General features: G+C 72.5%; 23 protein-coding genes. 18 read left to right on the forward strand and 5 right to left on the reverse strand.

Annotated elements, in window-relative coordinates:
• Window positions 1–150: 150 nt before the first annotated feature.
• Window positions 151–426: a hypothetical protein gene (locus tag HT134_RS43935; RefSeq protein WP_175606441.1), complete on the reverse strand. Its 276-nt coding sequence runs from the start codon at window positions 424–426 to the stop codon at window positions 151–153.
• Between the two features lie 254 nt (window positions 427–680).
• On the opposite strand from HT134_RS43935, the gene HT134_RS43940 reads away from it, so the two are divergent.
• Window positions 681–1,526 carry a hypothetical protein gene (locus tag HT134_RS43940; RefSeq protein ID WP_175606442.1) on the forward strand — a complete coding sequence of 282 codons (846 nt, stop codon included), beginning with the start codon at window positions 681–683 and terminating at the stop codon, window positions 1,524–1,526.
• A gap of 18 nt (window positions 1,527–1,544) precedes the next feature.
• On the opposite strand, the gene HT134_RS43945 is transcribed toward HT134_RS43940, so the two are convergent.
• Complete coding sequence (locus HT134_RS43945) at window positions 1,545–2,234, reverse strand: hypothetical protein (RefSeq protein ID WP_175606443.1); 690 nt, start codon at window positions 2,232–2,234, stop codon at window positions 1,545–1,547.
• A gap of 152 nt (window positions 2,235–2,386) precedes the next feature.
• On the opposite strand from HT134_RS43945, the gene HT134_RS43950 reads away from it, so the two are divergent.
• From HT134_RS43950 to HT134_RS43975, 6 genes are all read left to right on the forward strand, one after another.
• Window positions 2,387–2,971 carry a hypothetical protein gene (locus HT134_RS43950; protein WP_175606444.1) on the forward strand — a complete coding sequence of 195 codons (585 nt, stop codon included), beginning with the start codon at window positions 2,387–2,389 and terminating at the stop codon, window positions 2,969–2,971.
• A gap of 147 nt (window positions 2,972–3,118) precedes the next feature.
• Complete coding sequence (locus HT134_RS43955; protein ID WP_175606445.1) at window positions 3,119–4,297, forward strand: hypothetical protein; 1,179 nt, start codon at window positions 3,119–3,121, stop codon at window positions 4,295–4,297.
• Window positions 4,297–4,575: a hypothetical protein gene (locus HT134_RS43960; RefSeq protein WP_175606446.1), complete on the forward strand. Its 279-nt coding sequence runs from the start codon at window positions 4,297–4,299 to the stop codon at window positions 4,573–4,575. The genes HT134_RS43955 and HT134_RS43960 overlap by 1 nt, the downstream gene beginning before the upstream one ends.
• A gap of 327 nt (window positions 4,576–4,902) precedes the next feature.
• Window positions 4,903–5,232: a DUF6247 family protein gene (locus HT134_RS43965; RefSeq protein ID WP_175606447.1), complete on the forward strand. Its 330-nt coding sequence runs from the start codon at window positions 4,903–4,905 to the stop codon at window positions 5,230–5,232.
• The gene (locus HT134_RS43970; protein WP_175606448.1) at window positions 5,229–5,477 is read left to right on the forward strand and encodes a hypothetical protein; all 249 of its coding nucleotides are present in this window, start codon (window positions 5,229–5,231) and stop codon (window positions 5,475–5,477) included. The genes HT134_RS43965 and HT134_RS43970 overlap by 4 nt, the downstream gene beginning before the upstream one ends.
• Before the next feature lie 145 nt (window positions 5,478–5,622).
• Window positions 5,623–5,862: a hypothetical protein gene (locus tag HT134_RS43975; protein ID WP_175606449.1), complete on the forward strand. Its 240-nt coding sequence runs from the start codon at window positions 5,623–5,625 to the stop codon at window positions 5,860–5,862.
• A 57-nt stretch (window positions 5,863–5,919) separates the two neighbouring features.
• Here the strand turns inward: HT134_RS43975 and HT134_RS43980 are convergent, their stop codons facing one another.
• The gene (locus tag HT134_RS43980) at window positions 5,920–6,105 is read right to left on the reverse strand and encodes a hypothetical protein (RefSeq protein ID WP_175606450.1); all 186 of its coding nucleotides are present in this window, start codon (window positions 6,103–6,105) and stop codon (window positions 5,920–5,922) included.
• Between the two features lie 189 nt (window positions 6,106–6,294).
• On the opposite strand from HT134_RS43980, the gene HT134_RS43985 reads away from it, so the two are divergent.
• Window positions 6,295–6,585 carry a GntR family transcriptional regulator gene (locus tag HT134_RS43985; RefSeq protein ID WP_217709105.1) on the forward strand — a complete coding sequence of 97 codons (291 nt, stop codon included), beginning with the start codon at window positions 6,295–6,297 and terminating at the stop codon, window positions 6,583–6,585.
• Window positions 6,586–6,612: 27 nt separating this feature from the next.
• Here the strand turns inward: HT134_RS43985 and HT134_RS43990 are convergent, their stop codons facing one another.
• Window positions 6,613–7,854 carry an NsdA family TPR-like regulatory protein gene (locus tag HT134_RS43990; protein ID WP_175606452.1) on the reverse strand — a complete coding sequence of 414 codons (1,242 nt, stop codon included), beginning with the start codon at window positions 7,852–7,854 and terminating at the stop codon, window positions 6,613–6,615.
• Window positions 7,855–7,947: 93 nt separating this feature from the next.
• Between HT134_RS43990 and HT134_RS43995 the strand changes: the two genes are divergently transcribed.
• The 9 genes from HT134_RS43995 (at window position 7,948) to HT134_RS44035 (ending at window position 15,868) form a co-directional block, all read left to right on the forward strand.
• Window positions 7,948–8,298, forward strand: coding sequence for a hypothetical protein (locus tag HT134_RS43995; RefSeq protein WP_175606453.1), 351 nt, complete (start codon window positions 7,948–7,950; stop codon window positions 8,296–8,298).
• On the forward strand, window positions 8,295–8,636 hold the full coding sequence (locus tag HT134_RS44000; protein WP_175606454.1) for a hypothetical protein: 342 nt from the start codon (window positions 8,295–8,297) through the stop codon (window positions 8,634–8,636). Before HT134_RS43995 ends, HT134_RS44000 begins: the two co-directional genes overlap by 4 nt.
• A gap of 438 nt (window positions 8,637–9,074) precedes the next feature.
• Window positions 9,075–9,308 carry a hypothetical protein gene (locus tag HT134_RS44005; RefSeq protein ID WP_175606455.1) on the forward strand — a complete coding sequence of 78 codons (234 nt, stop codon included), beginning with the start codon at window positions 9,075–9,077 and terminating at the stop codon, window positions 9,306–9,308.
• A gap of 211 nt (window positions 9,309–9,519) precedes the next feature.
• Entirely contained in the window at window positions 9,520–10,308 is a 789-nt protein-coding gene (locus tag HT134_RS44010; RefSeq protein WP_175606456.1) for a hypothetical protein, read from the forward strand.
• A gap of 901 nt (window positions 10,309–11,209) precedes the next feature.
• On the forward strand, window positions 11,210–13,156 hold the full coding sequence (locus tag HT134_RS44015) for a hypothetical protein (RefSeq protein WP_175606457.1): 1,947 nt from the start codon (window positions 11,210–11,212) through the stop codon (window positions 13,154–13,156).
• Between the two features lie 150 nt (window positions 13,157–13,306).
• Window positions 13,307–13,993 carry a hypothetical protein gene (locus tag HT134_RS45060; RefSeq protein ID WP_217709106.1) on the forward strand — a complete coding sequence of 229 codons (687 nt, stop codon included), beginning with the start codon at window positions 13,307–13,309 and terminating at the stop codon, window positions 13,991–13,993.
• Window positions 13,990–15,102, forward strand: coding sequence for a coiled-coil domain-containing protein (locus HT134_RS44025; protein WP_175606458.1), 1,113 nt, complete (start codon window positions 13,990–13,992; stop codon window positions 15,100–15,102). The genes HT134_RS45060 and HT134_RS44025 overlap by 4 nt, the downstream gene beginning before the upstream one ends.
• A gap of 58 nt (window positions 15,103–15,160) precedes the next feature.
• Complete coding sequence (locus tag HT134_RS44030) at window positions 15,161–15,565, forward strand: hypothetical protein (RefSeq protein ID WP_175606459.1); 405 nt, start codon at window positions 15,161–15,163, stop codon at window positions 15,563–15,565.
• A gap of 102 nt (window positions 15,566–15,667) precedes the next feature.
• The gene (locus HT134_RS44035) at window positions 15,668–15,868 is read left to right on the forward strand and encodes a hypothetical protein (RefSeq protein ID WP_175606460.1); all 201 of its coding nucleotides are present in this window, start codon (window positions 15,668–15,670) and stop codon (window positions 15,866–15,868) included.
• A gap of 189 nt (window positions 15,869–16,057) precedes the next feature.
• Here the strand turns inward: HT134_RS44035 and HT134_RS44040 are convergent, their stop codons facing one another.
• Complete coding sequence (locus tag HT134_RS44040; protein WP_175606461.1) at window positions 16,058–16,852, reverse strand: nuclease-related domain-containing protein; 795 nt, start codon at window positions 16,850–16,852, stop codon at window positions 16,058–16,060.
• A 495-nt stretch (window positions 16,853–17,347) separates the two neighbouring features.
• On the opposite strand from HT134_RS44040, the gene mobF reads away from it, so the two are divergent.
• The coding region (gene mobF, locus HT134_RS44045; RefSeq protein WP_175606462.1) for a MobF family relaxase at window positions 17,348–18,297 on the forward strand (950 nt) is incomplete at its 3' end.

The following is an 18,297-nucleotide window of genomic DNA, read 5'->3' on the forward strand; positions in this document are numbered from 1 at the left end:
AGAATCACCAACAGTGCCCGAATGGTTACTATATGCTCCGCCATAGCGGCGTGATCACCGAGCGCCGACGTGGGGAAGGCGAGAGCCCGGCGGCCGCCGGTGGAGGAGGGGCCCCAGCGAGCCCGAAGGCTCTCGCCCGCCCGGCGGGGGTCAGCGCACCCCGAGCGCGTTCGCCACACCCTTGGCCAGAACCTCGATGATGCTCGGCACGTAGAAGATCACTCCGATAGTGATGGCGAGCAGCATGAACTGAGCAAAGCGCGTGATCTCCCGCGTGAACAGGAAGACCAGCGCCACCACCGAGACGACCACGAGGAACAGCGGGGCGAAGAAGGAGCGCAGGAAGTCAGCCAGGCCCGCCGTGTTGAGGCCGCCCGAGGGGGCGGGCGTGGCCACCAACGCCGCCAGCAGCGTTCCGCGATCCATCCGCGCTCTCCTCCGATCGAGCCCCGCCGGCGCATGCCGCCCGCTCGGTCGAACGCAGGCTAGCCGCTAGCCGTACGGCCCGCTGAGCTGATCGCCGAGCCCGCCCGACCGGCCGGGCCGACCCGTCCGCATTCCCCATGGTTTGCCCTGTTTCCGCTGGTCACAGCTCCGCCTCGCCATGATGTGTACAGCTCCGAACAGGAATCGGTTCGGCCACGCTGGGGCACGTCCAAAACGAGATCGAGGGAGACGCCATGCACGGTGAGCACGACGACCCCGCCCCCTCGGCCCCGGCGAACCGACCTTGGCGCCGCGCGCCGTACGGCATGACCCCGCCGCCCGAGCCCGCCGACGCCAACCCTGCCGCCAGCGCCGAGGCCGACGAGTGGCCGGTCGAGGAAGGGCCGAGCGAGGAAGAGGCGTACGTCCCGATGGACCCGCGCCGCTACTCCCCGCCGACGCCGCCAGACGATGACGAGGGCGGCGGGGTTTGGTACGGCCCCGACCCCTCGCGGATCGATTGGCGCGCGGTCGCCCCCATCGCGGGCGTCCTGGCGGCCGCGGTGCTCGTCGGCATCGTGGCGGCATGGCCGGACGCGCTTCCCGAGGCCGAGGCGAGCCCGGCGGCCACGCCCGTAGCGACGCTGCGCTACGTCGAGACCGACGAGGCCAGGCCGACGCCGTCCGAGTCCAGGACGCCGTTCTTCGTGACGCCGACGCCGACGTACACGAACCTTCTGGGCAAGACGCCGACCGCGAGCCCCGACCCGGCCGGGGCGCTCACTCCCGCGCCCACGCCGAGCCGCACGCGCAAGCCGCGCGAGCAGGTCGAAGGCGACGACGGCCGCCTGTCGGTGGAGCTCGACCGGCCAGCGACCGAGCCGGAGACCAAGCCCCGCACGAAGAAGACGACCAAGCCGCGCACGAAGAAGACGACCAAGCCGCGCAGCGGGGGAGACTCCGACCAGTCCGGCGGGACGAGCACCGGCAAGAGCAGCAGCGGCGGCACGCTCATGCACAGGAAGTGTGACGAGCTGTTCCCGCCGGGCAAGCCGGAGTTCGCCGCGCGCAACTCCGCGTGCCATCAGCTGTACGGCTGAGCCGACCGGGGGCAGGGGTCAGGGTCGCGCGACGGCCACCAGGCCGCCGGCGAGGCGACCCGCCCGCCCCACGGCCGCGATGCGGTCGAGGGCGTCGGCCCAGCCCTGCGGCGCCTGTTCCAGGCGCAGGCCCACGCCGAGCAGCACCCCGCATGAGCCCCGCTCGATGACGGCGCGCCTCCACTTGGGGGCGAACGTCACCGTGCCGTCGAACAACGTGCCGCCCGGGCCGTCGACCCGCAGCGCGCTCGCGCCGGGCAGCTCCACGCGCCAGCCCGCCGCGACGTCGAGGGCGGTGTCGAGCGCGGCGACCAGGTGGAGCCCGTGCTGAAGCGCCCAGGACACCACGGCGTCGACCCGCTCGCCGCCCGCCGGGGTGGACACGTTCACCGAGATCTCGACGAGCAACACCGGCTCGACCTCGCCGCCGACCGGCACCAGCGCCGCCACGGCGCGCGCCTCGGGTTCGGCCGCGGTGAGCGCGGCCGCCAGGCCCGGGACCTCCACGACCCCCGACCGGGCGCACTCCCGGTGAGCCAGGCGCAGTAGCATCGCGTCACCGTCGCGCAGCACCACCGCGGCGGCGGGCAGGCGGCCGGGCTGATCGCAGGCCAGGCACGCATAGCCGCCGGCCGCCTCGGCGGCCAGGAGCTCGAGGTCTGCGGCCGTCACGAGCGGCTCCACCTCGGCCGAGACGTCCAGGTCCATCACGCGCCCCCTTCTCCGCCCCGGGCGGGCCGTCGCTGGCAGCGTACGCAGCCGACGCCCGCCGCAGCAGGCCCCGACCGGACATCACCGGCGGGCCGGGCCGCCGGTGATTGAAGTTTGCAAACTTATTCTCCGCCGTTCAGGATAGGTCCATGGCCGTCGCAGTGACACCCGTTCAGGCCCGCGTCGCCTTTGGCACCCGGGCCCGCCTAACCGAGCGCCTGGCCGCCGAGAAGGACGCGCGGCGCGCGATCCTGGCCGCGCTCTTCCCCGTCGACCCGGAGGCGCCGGCCGCCGAACGCGCCCGGGTCAGCGCTCAGGCCCGCGCGCACCTGCGCGCGCTGCGCGAGCGCGGCGAGCTGCGCGACTCGGTCGACGTGCTCATGACGCACGCCGTCCGGGCCGAGCTGGGGGAGCGGGGGTGGGATCACCCATGGCCCCCGCCCCCGCCGACCGCCCCCCACTCCGGACGCTGGCCGGGCAGCGTCGACCGCGCGTGGCCGGAAGTGATCCCGATGCGCATCCCGCCCGAGCTCGCCGAACGCCTGCAAGCGGGATGCGTGCACGTCAGCATGCCCGCGATCGTCGAGATTCGCGCGCTGCGCGAGGCCAACCCCGGGCCCCTTACCCCCCGAGACGGCGCGATCTACGAGCGGTACCAGGAGCTCGCCGCCAAGGTGATCACCCCTGGCGACGTCCTGCGCGCCGCCGTCGACCGCGCACTCGCCACCGGCTGACCGCCGGATCATTCAAGTTTGCAAACTTGAAAAGCGCCGGTCAGCGACCTAGAGCCGGGTTGCAAACTGTCGGTGGCACGGCGTACGGTCGCAACCATCAACACCCCCTAAGGGGACCGCGATCCCCGAGAGCCGAACGGAGGCCTTATGGCCGAGCACGAGCCGCAGGAGGCGCCCCCGCCGCCGGAGCCCGTCTACTACCGGCGGTGGTCCGAGGTGCCCTGGGGCCTGGCCAGCCGGAGCCAGCTCGCCGGCGCCGACCTGCCCCGCGAGCCCGGCGGGCCGGTGGTCGGCTACGTGGCGGGGGAGGACTGGCGCGGCAAGGACACCGACATCCCGTTGTACCGCGTCACGGACTGCCCGCCGACCGGGGCCAGCGCCGGTCAGCTCGCGGCCGCCGGGCGGCGCGCGAGCACCACCGTGCGGGTGTGCGCCGACTGCGGCGCCCAGTGCCAACAGTGCCTTGCTCAGCGCGGGCTCAGGCCCCGGTGCGTGGCCTGCAACCACATCGCCCGCCTCATCGCCAAGCAGATCGGACTGCGCCAGGGGCGTATGGCGCTGGCCGAGTGGGCGGCCGCCCTGCTCGACGACGAGGCCACGGCAGTGGTCTGGGTCGAGGTGCACGAGGCACCGCGCACGGCGGCCGGACGAGCGCGGCCGCCGCTCGCCGCCCGGGTCCAGGCGGTCGACGGCAGCGGCCGCCGGTTGCTCGACGTCCTGGTACGGCTGGCCGGGCCGCGAACCTCCGGGGCTCCCGCCGACGCGGTCACGGCGACCGAGGGCGCGGCCGCCGTGCGAGCCGCGCTCGACGGCCGCCGCCTGATCGGGTGGGAGCGTCGCCCGCTCGGGGCGGTGCTCGACCGACTCGCCGCTCTCGGCGAGCCCGTACAGCTCACCGCGCCGAACGGCCCGGGCGGCGTCTCCGACTACTGGCCCGCAACCGTGAGCGAGCGGGTAGCGCAGTGGCGCGGGGAGCTCGACCCCGTGACGGGCTGGTTGCGCCAGCCCTGGCCGCCGGGGACGGCGGACCGGCTGTGGTTGACGCTGCGGCGCATCGCCGACACCTCGGACGCGGGCCGTCCCGGGCTGAGCTCGCCGGACCACCAGGTAGAGCCGGGCGCGCGGGACGAGGTGCGGCTGACCATCACCGGGTCCGCCGCAGGAACGACGGGGGTGCTGGAGACGCTGACCCGCGCAGGCCGGTTGCGGCGCGCGGCCGCCACGGTGCCCGCGCGCGAAGAAGGCGAGCGCCACGTGACGTACGTGACCGTCGAGGGCGCCGAGCTCGACCACGACCCGACCAGCGCGGCGGAGGTGAGCGTCTGATGGTGCAGCTCCGCCTCATGGGCGACGACGCCGACCGGGTGCGCGAGGTCGCCGCCCTGGTGATGGCCGCCTTGCGTGGCCACCCCGCGCTGCAGCTCGGCGACGCCGCCGAGCTGACCAACCGACGCGGGCCCGGCGTCCGCGTCGTGTTCGACGTCTCCACCGCGAACGCCGCCGGGCCGTACCGGGTGCACGCCGAGCGGGTCGACGTCGACCCCGCGGCAGCCCCCGCGCGTCAGCGGCGCGCCCGTCGCCCGCCCGCTCTCGGGGCAGGCTGACCCCGAGCACCCGCCGAAGGGCCCCGGACGAACCCGCCGAATACGGCGTCCGCCCAGCTCCGGGGCCAGGAGGCGGTTACGGTCGCACGTCATGACCGACCCCGCCCCCTGCCCGCACGAGGTAGCCGTCCCGCTCGTCGACGACGACGAGGCCGCCCCCGCCGTGGTGTGCTTGTGCGGTGCCCGCTGGACCGACCGCGAGCAGGTGCCCGCCGCCGTGGCGCTGCGCCTCGATGTCCGCCTCGGTCCCGAGGCGTGGGCCCTGACGCCGCCGGCGACGGGCAGTAGGCTGAAGGCGGACAGACCAGACGATCAGGAGGGCGCACCGTGTCAGCTCAGCCGGCCGAGCCCCACGGCACCGGGTACGACCCTGACCACATCCTGAGCGTGCTGCCCGAGCAGTACCGCGAGCGGTTCCTGTCGGACTACCGGGCCGCCATGGTCGCGGCCGCGCACGAGACGTGGCGCTACCGCGAGCTGCAGCAGGTCCTCAAGCGCTGGCACTTGCGCGCGATCATGTACTCGCGCCCCGGTCACGACCAGCGCGCCGAGGAGGCCCGCTCCGGCGCCGGGGGGCCGTGGCTGGAGGCCGACCAGGTCGAGAGCCCGTTCCCGGGCCGCAGCCTCGCTGACGTGCTGGCCGAGCGCGCTTCGTGAACTACCGCGTGATCTTCCACGCGACCGGGTCAGCCGCTATCGTCGGCCTGCCCGAGTCCGCGTTCGTGGCCCTGCTGGAGGCCCTGGCCCGCGTCGGTGAGGACCCGTTCAAGAACTCTTCCGCTGGTCAGCGCGATGATCCGAACTACCGCGAGGTCGAGTTCGGCGAGCTGGGCATCGCCGCGTTCTACGTCGACCGGCCGCGCCGTACCGTCTCGGTGTACGAGGTGGTCTGGGCGGGCTGACGTCGGCCCGTTGCTCCCCGCACCGAAGTTCGCGCGCAGGGGTACATCTCCGAGCATGAGCAGGCGGCGCTGTGCCTGGCGGCCTTGTCGGAACCTGCTGCCGCCTGGCTCGTCCCGGCGACGCAGGTTCTGTAGCCCGGCATGCGTGGCCAGGGCCTACCGCGCGCGCAAGGCCGCGCGCCGCTCCATGACGTTCCTGGTCGCGCACGGGCGCGCCCTACGAGGCACGGCGGGCCCGGAGGACCTGGCCTTGCTCGCCGCCTCGCGCCGGTGCGCCCGGTGCGGCTACTTCATCGGCGGGCGGCGGCGGGCCGACGCGGTGTACTGCAGCCGATCATGCAAGGCCAAGGCGTACCGCGCTCGCCGCGCTGCACGTCCCGGATGACCATGACGCGGAGCGGGCACGACGAGCCCCATCAGCGTCATGATCACTACGATGCGCTTAGCTCGCTTGCCCGGCGAGCAGGTCGGCCCACCACTCGCGAACGATGGCGGTAGCCGTACGGTGCGTCTCGCGCACCTGATCGCCCTCGATCCGGCGAATCCACATCACCCCGGCGCCGGCCAGCAGCTCGTAGTAGACCGGCCTGCATGTGCAGGTCCACGCCTCCAGGCGCTCCCGAGGCACCTCACAGCCAGGCGAGCCCCACGCGATCGCACGCGCGTCCGCCCGGGGGGATGGGTGCGCGTAGTGGAGATCACCGGGAAGCCTTCTCACGTTTCCCCAGCGTAGACCCATGGTTGTCAAATGTCTGCAGTTGTTTGCAGACGTAGGCGAGCGAAGGGCCGCGTTTGCGGACATCTACGGTCCATGGTCATGACGGAGGAGCGCGAGGCCGCCAGGGTGAATCACGACGCCGCGATGCCGGTGTACCGGCAGCTCGCGGCGATCCTGCGTGACCAGATCGCCTCGGGGCACCTTGCGGCGGGCCGGGTGATCCCCACGGAGAAGGTGCTCATGGAGGTGCACGACCTCGGCCGCGACAGCGTGCGCAAGGCGCTCGCTCTGCTGCGCGAGGCTCAGCTGATCGAGTCGGTGCCGGGGCGCGGCACGTTCGTCACCGAGAACGGCCAGGCCCTCGCGCTGGAGCAGGCCAAGGGCCAGTGAGCCCCGCCCTGCCGTACGGCAGCGCGGTCAGCTCGCCGTACGGTGGCGTTCGAGCAGCGCGGCCACCTCGGGCACGGCGCGATGCACGGCAAGGCGCGCAACGACATCTCGGGCCCGGGCCGCGGTGCGCTCGCTGGGCATGTCGGCCGACAGGTCGAGCATCCGGTGTGCGGCGGCCGCCGCTTCTTCCGGTTCGCCCGCGTCGACCAGGGCGACCGCCAGCCACGACAGGTACAGCGCGAGCTCGCGCGTGTGGGAGGCGTCGTAGCGGCCGAGCACGTCGGTCAGCAGCGGGATGGCCCGCAGCGGCCGCCGCAGCTCGGTGAACACCCGGGCCTCCATCACCTGGAGCTCGCCGGAGTCGACCCAGTAGAAGATTGCGGGTTCGTCGGCGGTGGCCCCGTCGAGGGCGGTCGAGGCGTCGCCCAGCGCGCGCATGCTGGCCTGGCCGTCGCCCGCGCGGGCGGTGGCCCAGGCCAGCCGGTCGAAGGCGAGCGCCCGGGCCCGCCCCGAGACGGCGGCCGCCGCGGTGTCGAGGGAGGCTTGCGCCAGCCGTACGCCCTCAGCGAGCTCGCCACCATTGGTCATCTGGTAGGCCAGGGAACCGATGATGTTCGACTCCAGCAGCACCGCGCCCGCCTCGCGGGCAGCGCTGATGCCCAGGCGGTAGGTCGCGGCCGCGCGCTCGACGTCCCCGGCGTCGCTGGCGATCCACCCCGCGATCTGGGAGAACTCGCCGATGAGCGCGAGCAGCTCGCGGCCGACGCGTTCGGTGTGCCCGCCGCGGCGGTAGACCTGCACCGCGGCGTCGAGCTCGCGGAAGGCCGGGCCGATGAGGTCGCCGCCGGCGAGCACGTCATCGGCCAGGCGCAGAGCGTGCACCCGGGCCGCCAGCGTCGCCACGGTGTCGACGCCGACGCGGCGCCCGGTGTGGCCGCTGACCCGGGCCAGCACGTCACCGACCGGCGGCAGCTCGACCAGCGGCGAGGCCGGGGGAGCCGGGCACGGCTGGTCGACGGCGAACAACTCGTTCTCGGCGATGCCGAAGGCGAGGACGTACAGCGCCCGGTACAGCTCGCCGGGGGTGTGCTCGCCCTTCTCCCACCAACGCACGTACCGGGCGAGGCTGGTCCGGTGGGGGAGCGTGGCCCGGGTGCGCGGGTCGGCGGCCGCCGCGAGCTCAGCAGCCATGCGCTTGACACCCCACAGTCGCGCCCGGCGTTCGGCCCGCAGCCGGGCCGCCCACGCCGGGCGGTCGTGATCGTTCATGAGACCTCTATTGCCTGGTGGACAGGGGGGATATCCGCCTGTATCCCAGTCTCTCCCCTCCCGGCGGTCCCTGCCCGCCGATCTGATGAGACTGTGAACCCCCCTCGCAGCTACCCCACGCGTTACCCCCTCCCGCTGACGGCGGAGGAGGCCGCCGACCGGTTGCGCGCGGCACTGGCCAAGCTCGACGTCGCCGGCTACCTCGTGCCCGTTGCCTCGGACAAGGCGGCCGTTTCGCTGTGGCATGGCCTGATCGCGTGGACGGACGGGCGGATGATCTGGTGGACGAGCCCGCGCTTGAGCCGCCGGGGAACGCCCTTGCTGGTGCTCGCCTACGCGCCGGAGACGGCGGCCGTCCGCCTGGCGCTCGACTACGTCGACATCCGCACCGCTCGCCGCGCCCACAACCAGGACGAGCAACCACGCGCCGGGGAGCCGGTGTGATCATCCGACGCAGCAAGGCCCGGACGGCGACGCCTCACCATGGCGGATCGACGCCGCCGCCCGGGGTGGACACCGGAGTCGACCGCCGCGGCGAGGCCGCCCAGCTCATGGCGACCTCGCCGGGGTGGTTGGTGCTGTGGTCGCCGTACTGGCAGGTGTTCACCGCCTACGAGCTGCGCAACCCCGACCGGTGCGAGCGGGTGGAGGCGGCCGACGCCGCCGAGCTCACCCGCGCTATGCAGCAGGTCGAACGTGATCTCTGGCGGGCCCATCCCCACCTCGGTCCTGTCGCCGCCCACATCCCAGCGGTACGGCCGAGCTCGGGCCCGCCAGGCTGACCCCCGTGACCCGGGATGATCCCCGCGCCGCTCTCTGAGGGGATGAGCGCGCGGGGAGGGACCTCCCGGGTCACGGGCACCACCAGCAAGAACCCAAGAGCATCACGACCAAAGAGCATCAAAGGAGCCCGGCAAGCCGGGCCGCATTTTCCCTTCCCCCTCCCGGTGGCGATCGATGGTAGCCGCCACTCCTCCCCGGTCAAGGGGACCCAAGATCCCAGAGCCTGACTGCCCTTCGGGCATCCCTCCGGGTCGCTTCGCGATCAGCCTCAAGCATCTTGGCTCTGATCCCTTGACCGGCTCGTCCCTTGCGGCGACCTTCGCTCTTTTGCCACCGGGAGGGGGGAATGGGGGGAGAAGATCGCCACCCTGTAGCCCGCCCGCCCCGGTGATCACGGCACCTGACCCTTTGCCGACCAGGGAAGAGCGAGGCGCAAGATGGCTCGACGGCGGACCCGCACCAGCGCAAGCAAGGCCAGGAGCACCGGCAACGGGCTCGACTGGTCGGGCGATGACGGCATCAGCCACTGGGGCGGCGGTCAGCGCCGGCCCTGCCGCATCTGCGGAAACCCTGCCTTCCTGGTCGACGACAACGGCCGCCCGTGCCACAAGGTGTGCGCCGAGACCGAGGCCCGCACCGCCGCGGCGGTCGCCGCATCCATCCCCGCCTGACCTGGAGGAACCCCGCCATGGACGCCCTGTGGTGCCCCGAGTGCGCCTCGGCCAACGTCGAGCCCGGCATCGAGGAGAACACCCTCGTCTGTCTGGACTGCTCTCACACGATCGCCGCCTGAACTCTCGACGAGCCGCCTTGCCGGATCATCCGGCCGGGAGGTTCACCGCACGTTAGAGTTGCCATGTACACGTCAAGAAGGGAGTCCGGGTGACGGACCACGGCTCAAAGATCATCGCGGCACTGGAGAAGGCGTGGACCGACATCCAATCCCGCCACCCCGAGGTCCCCGATGTCGTGATGATCACTGGGACGTCCGGGCAACGTGGCGGTGACCGGTGGGGCCATCACTGGCCGGAGCGCTGGGTCCTGGCCGATGGCAGCGGGCGGCGGCCCGAGCTCTTCATCGCTGGCGAGCTGTTCGCCAAGGGCGGCCGCCGCACCCTGCTAACGCTCCTGCACGAGGCGGCGCACGCACTCGCGCACGCCCGGAGGATCAAAGACACCTCCAGGGAGGGCCGCTACCACAACCGCCGGTTCGTCGAGGTGGCGCGCGAGCTGGGGCTGACCCCGCCGGACAAGCCTGACACCGGCATCGGGTTCTCCGCCGTCACCCTGGAGGACGCCACCGCGGCGACCTACGCGGCGACCATCGAGGCGATGGACGCGGCCGCGCTCGCCTACCTGGTGGACCTGAACGAGCTGTTGACCAGCGTGGTCGTCACCGGGACCGGCCCCGGCGCCGGGATCGACCTCGGCGAGGAAGGCGGAGAGGTTGCCCCGGTGAGTCTGCCTGGGACAGTTACGACCAAGCGGCGACGCAGCGGCCGGCGCGTCCCCGCCGAGTGTGGATGCACCCCGCCCCGGCGTATCCAGCTCACCCCCAAGGCACTGGAGGACGGGCCGCTGATCTGTGGGCTGTGCAGCAAGCGGTTCCAGGCCCCCGAGCTCGACGACCAGGACGCGGGGGAGGACCCGGAGCCGGACGAGGAAGGGTGAGAACACTCCGATCAGCGCGACGAAAGGCGCGGGCCCTACGGCTCGCGCCTTTGGCATCTCCTCCAAGATCGATGCCTGTTGGGTGCGGAGGGCAACTTTTTGGCGACACGCCGATAGACGTGCATGCACGGGCACCTTGCTTGCGCCATGATCTCCCGCATGGCAACTGCACCAGGAGTGGCGACTCGGCCATACCGACGAGGCGGAACGATCAATCTGCAGACTCGGGTGCCCGAAGAGCTTCACCAGCGCTACCACCAGGCGGCGCAGGCCCGAGGCTTGTCGTTGAGCCTCTACTTGGAGCTGTTGATCGAACTCGACCCGCTCGCGCCCCCAGCCAGGGACTCACGCGACGAGGAACAGGCGATCAACGCCTAGAAATGCGTAGGCCCCGGTATGCCAACCGGGGCGTGTCCTACGTCGTCGGGAGATCAGCCGCTCTCGGCAGCCAACCGAGTACCGATATCTCTCGGCACAACCCCGCGCCAACGGGGCTGCAGTAAGCCGGACCGCTTGCCAGCGGTTCGACTCTTTGTTGATCACCACCGAAACGAACCAACGCTCGAACGCTCGAACGCTCCGAGAAGTGGGTCTTGCCAGCCCGTTTCTCTGGAGAAGAAACGGAGCCGCCTAGCCACCCCGCCGACTGACCGGTCTGGTTGACCGGCTTATCGAACCCACCTCTGCCGAGGACGGGCGGCCTTCTGCTGCCCCCAGGTAGGCACCCCGAGGACGCTCTTTGACGATACCTGATCGTCGCTCGGTTAGCCCAGCATGTCCCGATTCGGGCGTGGCGGGCGTGTCGGTGCAGGCACGCCCGGAGGGCGACGGCGAGCATGAATCCGCCGCGTTCTACGCGGCTCTCCGCGCGTTGGCCCCGAGGGGCAGAGCGCGCTTTGACGTGTACACGGCAAGCACGGGTTGGGAGCACAGCTACCGCCGTACGGCTCGCCTCGGCGCCACCCCGCCGGCCGGGCCCTTCGCCTGGTACCTGACCAACCAGCGCCGCGAGTTCGTGTTCGTGGTGTTCGACCTGGACCCCGGCAGGCACGGGCGCGAGGCGGTCGAGCGGGACGTCGACGAGCTCGCGGGCCTGCTGTACGAGGCGGACCTGCGCTATCTGGTGTGCGAGTCGGGGCCGGGCGGCGGGGTGCACATTTGGGTGCCCGTCGAGCCGGTGGCGGCCGCCGTGGTGCGCGCCATCGCGCGCGCGGCCAAGAGGCTGTTGCCGACCTTGGACATCTCGCCCCTGACCAACGCGGCGACCGGCTGTGTGCGGCCGCCGGGAGCGCCGCACCGCCACGGCGGCTACTCGACCCCGGTGGACCAGTGGACCCCGATCACGCCCGAGGCCGCCGCCCGGGTGCTGTCGGTGCCCAACGACGCCGAGGCCATCGAACGCCTGGCCGTGCTTCTCGACGCCGCCGAGGTCGACCCGCGCGAGGTCGAGGCCGAGGCGGTGCGCACGATCGAGAAGACGCCGCGCGGGCTGCGCCTGGCCGGGCGGCGCCGTCCGTGCGACGTGGCCGACCTGCTCGCCGAGGCCCCGGCGGCCGCGCGCGGGCACGCGCACTTGCGGAAGATCCTGGTACGGCTCGCGCTGGCGCGCTGGTCGCTGCCCGAGGCCGCGCTGTTGCTGCTGGCGAACGTGGACATGCCAGGGCTGATCCACCTGGCCCGCCAGGGCGGCGGCCGCAGCCGGACGCGCAGCCCGGGGGAGCAGGCCGCCCTGCTGGCGCGCCAGTGGGACCGGGCGGTGGAGTACGCCGCCGCGGTGCGCAGGCCGGGCGCCACCGGGGCCGGTGACGAGCGCCAGGCCGAGGATGAGCAGGCGTGGGCCGCGCGGCTGGCCGAGGTCGTCGCCGTGGTGGGCACGGTGCGCGAGGCGATCGCCGCCGAGCCGCGCCGGTGGACCACGCAGGCCGGCCCCTCCGACCGGCGCGCCCTGGAATACGTGAGCGAACTCGCGCTCGACGCGGTCAGCACCGAGATAGAGATCGACTGCAGGCGCCTGGCCGAGGCCACCGGGATGGGCAAGAGCACCGCCGCCCGCTCCCTGGACCGGCTGTGCCTGGACGAGTGGTTGCACCTGGTCGAGGCGGGCCGGGGCCAGCGCGCCAGCCGCTATCGCCTGCTACGCCAGGTCCTGGAGGACGCGGCGCCGAGCAGCAGCGCCAGCCAGCACCAGTCCCCCTCTCGCGAAGAAGCCCGTGGGGGGGGTGGGACACAAGGGAACCCGCCCCCCTCGGCAGACCTCCGACCTACCCTCACACTGCGCGATCAGCACCGCACCGACCTTCGCCGCCGCCGGGAGATCGTTTCTCACGACCTGTTCACGCACCCCGGACCTGATCAACCCGGGCTTGGACGGCACGTGGCCAGCACGCTGGCTGTGCTGAGCGGCGGAGTGTACAAAGTAAAGGATCTCGCCCAAATCACCGGATACGGCGCCCGGACCATCCGGCGGCACCTGACCATTCTGGATAAGCACGGAATAGCCGCCCAGAGCCACCGGCCGCCAGGGTGGAGGCGCACCCGCGCGAGCCTGACCGGCGCGGCCCGGCGCCTCGAGGCGCACGGCACCCGAGAGCGACGCCACCGCGCCTACGCGCTCGACCGCCAGCTCTACGCCTGGTGGCTCGCCGAGCTCGACTGGATGAAGACCCGCGGCAAGCGCACCGCACGCGGCCGCGCCGTACCCGGGCAAGGCCGCCTCATCCTGCCCGGGGCGCCCTCCTACGCGAACCGGGCCCGCTACCCGCGTGACCACCGCGGCCGCGCCGACCACCGAGCCGCGCGCGTTCACCTCCAGCTCGCCGCCGCCGCGCGCCGAGCGGCCGCCGCCTGACCCGACCGGCCGCCAAGATCGCCGAGCGTGCGGCAAGATCATCGACCAGTTAAATTCGTTTCATTTCATTTCTTTAATTCATTGCACGTAACGATATGAATGTAATAGAATCAGGGTGTTGGAGATCGAGACGACAGGAAGGGGCTCGACATGGCGGCGGAGACGTTCCCCGGGGAGGAGTTCGAGGCGCGCATGAGCGCCCTCAGGGCGAGCGCGGGCCGTGAGCTGCCCGCGCTCGCCGAGTGGCTCGACGACTACGGCGTGGCCGCGCTCTTCGTCCGTACCGGCGCCGAGAGCTCTCCGCCGGTGACGGCGGTGCTGCACACCTACGACGGGTCGAGCCGCTTCACGCTGCGCACGCTGAGCGTGGACGACTTCCTCGCCGACATCGAGCTCGACCCCGAGATGGCGTTCGGCGACTACCGAGCGATCGCCGCGAGCGGTGGCGAGTGGGAGACCGGGCCGTGGAGCTCGCCGGACATCCCGCCCCTGACCGTCCCGGTCCGTACGCTGCTGGCCGAGGTCGACGCGCTGCTCTCGCCGAGCACGACGGCCGCGGCGCCCACGCCGGACGGAGCCCAGCACGCCGAGCGCCTGGCCGGCCTCCTGGCTGAGCTGTGCGCGTCCTACCCGACCGACGACGGCGGGGCGGTCGCCTCGGTGGAGATCCAGCATCAGACTGGGGCGCGTCACCGGGTCGAGGTCCAGGCCGGGCAACTGGAGTGGCTGGCCAGCCTGATCAACAACGAGTTGGCGACGTGCGAGAACGCGCACGCGGACGGCAACCAGATGTGCGCGCACTGCGCGGGCACCGGAGAGGTAGGGCAGGGACGATGACGACCGAGACCCCCGAGCACGACGTCGAGCGGACGCTGTGCCGCTACCCCGGGTGCGGGAACGAGCGCGAGCCCAGCACCGGGCCGGGCCGCCCGCCGGAGTACTGCGAGGACCCCGGGCACACCGCGTTGACCGCCTTCAGGGAGCGCAAGCGCTTGGAGCGGGCCGCGCGGGGCGAGTCGGCCGAGCCGACGCCCGAGGATCTCGACCGGCCGGTGAGCATGAGCCAGGCCCGCGGCGCCGAGCTCGCGCGCAACCTCGAAGGGCTGCTGACCCAGTTCAGCGGCACCGTGGAGCGTGCGCTGTCGGAGCTGCGGACCGCCGGCGACCCGGAGGCGGCCGAGGCCGAGGTGACCGCCGCGCACGCCAGCGCGGCCGAGCAGGTGGCGGCCGCCGAGGCCCGCGCGGTCAAGGCTGAGCAGGCGGCGACCGTGGCGGCCGGGTCGGTACGGCAGGCGCAGGCCGAGCGCGCGCAGGCCGACGCCGTCGCGGAGGAGGCATTGCAGCAGGTGGCCGAGGCCGAGGCCCGGGCCGAGCAGGCGGTCGAGGAACTCGCCCGGCTCCGGGTGGAGCTGGAGGCCGAGACGCGGACCGTCCAGGAGGCCGCCGCCGCCCAGGTGCAGGCCGCCCGTGAGGAACGGGACGAGGCCGTGGCCGCCGCCGAGCAGCGCGCGGCCGCCCAGGTGCAGGCCGCCCAGGACGGGGCGGCTGCCGAGGTCGAGCGCGTCAAGGCGGCGAGCGCGGCCGAAGTGGCACAGGCCGAGCGGGACCGGGACACCGCCCGCGCCGAACTGGAACGGGTGCGCGCCGAGGCGGCCGAGCAGGTGGCCGACGCCCGCCAGCGCGTGACGCGGGCCGAGCAGCAGGCCGAGGACGCTCGCGCCGAACTGGAGCGGGTGCGGGCCGAGGCCGAGACCCGGCGCCAGGAGCTCGCCGACGCGCACGCCTCGCAGGTCGAGGCGATTACCGGCCGGGCCGTGCGCGCCGAGCAGCAGGTCGACCAGGAGCGCAGCGAGCGCGCCGCGCTGGCCGCCCGGGTCGAGCGGTTGCAGGCCGATCTTGACGCCGCCCGCGCCGAGCTCGCCAAGCCCGCGCGTTCCAAGCAGTGAGCAGACGGGGCGGACCGGACACCCGCCCCTCGCACCACCCGCGACGGAAGGGAGGATCATGGATACCTGGTTGTGGGCACTTCCTGGGGCCGCGCTCGCGTTCTTCCTGGGCATCTTGGCTAGGGAAGCGCTGTGGCAGCGCCGCTACCGGCGCCAGGCGCAGGAAACCGCACTGGTCGAGGCCGAGCAGATGTTGCGCTGGGAGGCAGAGGGGCACCAGTACCGCCCCTACCGGACGACCTGGATCATGGAAAACAGAGACAGCTACAGCATGACCACCCCGGGCTACTGGCCGCAGGTCTCGGCCCGGGCCGAGCAGGACTCACGCGGCAGCCATCCGGGGATGCCGCCCTCGCCGCGACCGTGCTACCACGTGCAGGTCGCGGTGGTCGACCCGGGCGGCGGCGGAGTGACCGAGTGGACCTGGGCTCACGGCGAGCTCATCGAGGAACGCCGCCGGTGAACCAGACCGGTACGGCAAGCACACCTGATCTGGCCACATGACCAGGCCGAACACCGGGCGGGGACGGACACCCCGCCCACCAACCCGCGAAGAGAGGACGGGATGAGCCGGAACCAGCACCAGGACAGCGCGACCACGCACGAGGGGATCATCTTGGAGAACCGGGTCGCGTGCGCCGAGTTCGACCGGCGCATGACCACCAGCGCGCCCAGCCGTTCGACCCGGCAGGACTATCAGGCGGCTGTCGACTGCAAGGAGTTGGGCGATCGGGTGGCCGACGCCTTGCGCGAGCAGAACAGGTGATCGCCGAACGTAGGCGGTGAGACTGGAAGAGCCCGGGGCCGGGATGGCTCCGGGCTCTTGCGCGTCCAGGTCAGGGTCGCGGAGGCGAGACCCGCGGGGGGCGGCGGGGTCGGCGGGAGTGGCGCGCGGCCGGGCCGGGCTCGCGCCGGGTTGGCCGAGGCGTGCGCGGAACCGGCGCGGCCGGGCGGGCTATGCGGTGTAGGGCGGGAACGCGCGGTCGAGGGCGCGCGCCAGATTGGCCACTTGGGCGGGCGAGAGTGACTCGCTGGTCTGGCGGATGTAGCGGCGGAGCTGACCGGCTCGAAGGAGGGTGATCCCGTCGAGGACGAGGGGGCGGCCGATGCCGGGGACCTTGGCCCCGTGCACGGCGACCAGGGGCCAGACGCCGACCGTGTTGCCGGTGGCCCGGTTGACGACCCGGGCGACGGCGGAGCGCTCGTAGGCGAGGCCGCGTAGCACGCCCTCGGCCGGCCGCCGCCCAATCCATAGCTGTTTGCCGCGCCCGTGGAGCTGTGTGCGGCGGTGCCACTTCTTGCTGTCGATGATCCAGACACCGGTAGGGCCGATCAGCAGGTGGTCAATGTTGGCCGTGCTGCCGGGGATGGCGCGGTCGTGAAGGCAGACTTGGCCCTCGGCCTGCAGTGGAGCGAGCAGGCGGGCGGTTGCGCGCTCGCCGGCGGCGCCCTTGCGCCAGGCCGAGACGCTCGACCAGCGCCAGAAGCGCACCAGGTCGACGAGGGCGATGATGAGCGCGAGGGCCAGGCCGAGTTTCCATCCGAGCAGGTAGCCGGCCAGCAGGCCGGGCAGGGCAGCCTTGAGGGCGCGGAGCAGCAGCCGGGAGCGTCGGCCTTTGGCCAGCTCAGCGCGGTACTGGGCGCGGGCTGAGGCTCCGGCGCGGGCCGGTGGGTCGCCGAGCGAGGCGGTGGCGGAGGACGCGGCCGTCGAGGCGGTGGGCGGCTGGAGGTCGTGCGGGGGCGTGCTCATGTCGCGACTCCGCAGGAAGGTCAGGGGGTTGGACTTTCGACGGTACGCCGCGGCGGCGACACTTTCCGGGCCTCTCAGGAGGTCATCACCGATGACGTTGGAGGGATGGAGGGGCAGGGACGCGGGCTTGACCCCCGGCGCGGCCGTGGCCGTTGTGGGGCGGCGCGGAGGGGCCCGGGTGCGAGCGCGTCGGCCCCCCTTCGGGACGCTTGCGTCGGCCCTCCTTCGGGGCGCTTTTCGATCTTCCGCACGTCCCGGCGTGACCCTGGTTGCCGATCTTAGGTGTCTGCCTGCAGCCCGTAACCCCTGTCCGTTTCGTCCTCCCGTCTTCCTCTCCCGCTCTCCCTCCTCCTTCCTCCCCCTAGCTCTGCACCAACTCGCCTTTTCGCGTCCCTGCGCCACCATCTACAAACCTTCACACCGAGGCATTACAATGTGATGGTCGCTTGATCTTGCTCGCTTCGCTCCAAGATCCGCTCGGAAGGGAGGCCGCCGATGCTCAGCATGTCGACCGGGTACGACCCGGGTTACTTGACCGCCACGGCGGCCGGGGCGGAGAACTACTACCTGTCGGCGTCGGGTGGTGAGCATGGCGAGCCGCCTGGCCGGTGGACCGGTGCGGGGTGCGCCAAGTTGGGGCTTGTGGGCAACGTCGACCCCGACGTGATGAAGGCGATCTACGCTCATCTGGAGGACCCTCGGGACCCGTCCGGCAAGTCGACGTTGGGGAAGGCGCCGAGGCGTTACAAGAGCGCTGAGGAGTTGTTGGCGGCGAAGTTGGCGAACGAGCCGGAGGCCACGCCGGAGCGGATTAAGGCGCTGACGCTGGAGGCCAGCGACGCCAGCCGCAGCGCCGTCCTGTTCCATGACGCCACGTTCAGTCCGGCGAAGTCGGTGAGCCTGATGCACGCCGGGTACCAGGCCGCGGCCGCGAAGGCGCGGGCCGCCGGCGACCTGGCGACGGCCGAGCGGATGGACGGTTACGCCGAGCAGGTCTGGGCGGCTGTTCGCGCTGGTAGCGCGGCCGCGATGGAGTACTTGCAGGAGGAGGCGGGCTACAGCCGTACGGGGTATCACGGGGCGATCCCGCGTGACCCGGTGACCGGCCGCAAGCTCGCCGACCACTCGACGGGGCAGTTCGTCGAGGCCAAGGAATGGGTCATCGCGAGCTTTGATCAGCACACCTCGCGCAACGGCGATCCTCAGCTCCACATCCACAACGCGATCTTGAATCGGGTGGAATGCCCGGACGGCGAGTGGCGGACGATCGACAGTCGGGCCATGCGCAAGGCGCGTCCGGCGGCGGCCGCGATCGCCGAGCGGGTGATGGAAGAGCAGCTCACGCGGGACTTCGGGGTGAAGTTCGCGACCCGCCCGGACGGTAAGGCCCGCGAGATCGTCGGCATTTCCCAGGAGCAGCGCGACCTCTACAGCTCGCGCCGGGC

It is taken from the genome of Nonomuraea rhodomycinica, assembly GCF_013363995.1.
Classification (GTDB): domain Bacteria; phylum Actinomycetota; class Actinomycetes; order Streptosporangiales; family Streptosporangiaceae; genus Nonomuraea; species Nonomuraea rhodomycinica.

Excerpts from the sequence above, each read along its gene's own strand:
- HT134_RS43955 (WP_175606445.1), top strand. The coding sequence starts at position 3,119 with ATGGCCGAGCACGAGCCGCAGGAGGCGCCCCCGCCGCCGGAGCCCGTC.
- HT134_RS44040 (WP_175606461.1), bottom strand. The coding sequence starts at position 16,852 with ATGAGCACGCCCCCGCACGACCTCCAGCCGCCCACCGCCTCGACGGCC.
- HT134_RS44035 (WP_175606460.1), top strand. The coding sequence starts at position 15,668 with ATGAGCCGGAACCAGCACCAGGACAGCGCGACCACGCACGAGGGGATC.
- HT134_RS43960 (WP_175606446.1), top strand. The coding sequence starts at position 4,297 with ATGGTGCAGCTCCGCCTCATGGGCGACGACGCCGACCGGGTGCGCGAG.
- HT134_RS43950 (WP_175606444.1), top strand. The coding sequence starts at position 2,387 with ATGGCCGTCGCAGTGACACCCGTTCAGGCCCGCGTCGCCTTTGGCACC.
- HT134_RS43940 (WP_175606442.1), top strand. The coding sequence starts at position 681 with ATGCACGGTGAGCACGACGACCCCGCCCCCTCGGCCCCGGCGAACCGA.
- HT134_RS44005 (WP_175606455.1), top strand. The coding sequence starts at position 9,075 with ATGGCTCGACGGCGGACCCGCACCAGCGCAAGCAAGGCCAGGAGCACC.
- HT134_RS43935 (WP_175606441.1), bottom strand. The coding sequence starts at position 426 with ATGGATCGCGGAACGCTGCTGGCGGCGTTGGTGGCCACGCCCGCCCCC.
- HT134_RS43990 (WP_175606452.1), bottom strand. The coding sequence starts at position 7,854 with ATGAACGATCACGACCGCCCGGCGTGGGCGGCCCGGCTGCGGGCCGAA.
- HT134_RS43985 (WP_217709105.1), top strand. The coding sequence starts at position 6,295 with ATGACGGAGGAGCGCGAGGCCGCCAGGGTGAATCACGACGCCGCGATG.
- HT134_RS44030 (WP_175606459.1), top strand. The coding sequence starts at position 15,161 with ATGGATACCTGGTTGTGGGCACTTCCTGGGGCCGCGCTCGCGTTCTTC.
- HT134_RS45060 (WP_217709106.1), top strand. The coding sequence starts at position 13,307 with ATGGCGGCGGAGACGTTCCCCGGGGAGGAGTTCGAGGCGCGCATGAGC.
- HT134_RS43945 (WP_175606443.1), bottom strand. The coding sequence starts at position 2,234 with ATGGACCTGGACGTCTCGGCCGAGGTGGAGCCGCTCGTGACGGCCGCA.
- HT134_RS44025 (WP_175606458.1), top strand. The coding sequence starts at position 13,990 with ATGACGACCGAGACCCCCGAGCACGACGTCGAGCGGACGCTGTGCCGC.